This is a genomic window from Thioclava sp. UBA3469 (assembly GCF_002378135.1).
In the GTDB taxonomy this organism is placed as follows: Bacteria; Pseudomonadota; Alphaproteobacteria; order Rhodobacterales; family Rhodobacteraceae; genus Thioclava; species Thioclava sediminum.
The window spans coordinates 32958-34067 of sequence record NZ_DFRG01000082.1 but is presented as its reverse complement, the minus strand read 5'-3'; the positions used below and the strand labels follow the sequence as shown (position 1 = coordinate 34067).

The window sequence follows — 1110 nt, the reverse complement described above, 5'->3', positions numbered from 1 at the left end:
GCTCTTCGCGCACCTCAAACGCATCCTTGGCCTCGGACGCCTCCGACTACGTGGCCCGTGCGGCGCAAATGACGAATTTCTCCTCGCCGCAACCGCCCAGAACCTCAGGAAGCTGGCAAAGATCCTTCCCGCACCGCAGCAACCGCGAAAAGCCTTATAGGAAAGGCAGTCGCACATCACGAAAGCTTCCAATTTCTGCAATCGCGAACGGGTGTTTTTCCACAGAATCGGCGGTGAGCGGTCATTCGCTGCGCTCGGTCCCAATGTCTGCTATGCGAAGCTGTCCGTTCAGATCAAACGCGCCGGAAATGGCATAGCGCGTCGATTTGCGGTTTTGTGTATCACCTCTGGGTGAGCTCAGAGACCTGCTCCCAAAACGCGTTGAAGTGCTTGGCGTGCGCGCCATGTCCGACACTTCCGAAGCGTGAGGCAAATTGATACGCGCGCCCGCAGCTTCAGCAGCGCCGATTATCGCCTCATCTTCAAAGGCGAAGATACGGCTTGTGGCGATGGCTTTCGGGTCGCCGGATGCGCGGGCGAATGACCCTCAAGAGAGCGCCCCGATCACCGCGAGCGATCGGAGAGCTCCTTCCTCGGGAACTGCGATCCGCCCGGTCGTCAGGCGGATTTGCGAATGTCCTCAGCCCGCATCGCCAGCCAGTCTTCGAGCCAAAGCGTCGACACCGAGCCGGAGATGATGTCCGGCGCCATCAACAAGGCGGCATGAAGACTCGCTGTGGTCGGTTTCGGACCGATCTGAAGTTCGCCGAGCGCGCCTGCCAGCTTCGCCAAGGCGCCGTCGCGAGTACGGTCCCAGACGATGAGCTTTCCAAGGAGTGAATCGTAATAAGGAGGGATCGTGTCGCCCTCGCAGACGCCGGTGTCGAAGCGCACGCCCGGTCCGCCCGGAACCTTCAAGGTTTCGAGAACACCGGGGGCGGGGAAGAAATTCTTGTCAGGATTCTCGGCGTTGATGCGAACTTCGATGGCATGCCCCCGCGCGGTGATATCCTCTTGCTTGAGCGACAGCGGCTCGCCGCCCATGATCAGAAGCATCTCGCGCAGGAGATCGACGCCGGTGATCATCTCGGTGATCGGGTGCTCGACCTG

Annotated in this window: 2 pseudogenes; one reads left to right on the top strand and one right to left on the bottom strand. The window is 60.5% G+C overall.

Annotated features, from left to right (window positions below):
- Nucleotides 1–160: pseudogene (locus B3D39_RS07135) on the top strand (IS5/IS1182 family transposase); the annotation flags it as partial.
- A gap of 458 nt (nucleotides 161–618) precedes the next feature.
- On the opposite strand, the pseudogene B3D39_RS07130 reads toward B3D39_RS07135, so the two are convergent.
- Nucleotides 619–1110: pseudogene (locus tag B3D39_RS07130) on the bottom strand (acetyl-CoA carboxylase biotin carboxylase subunit); the annotation flags it as partial.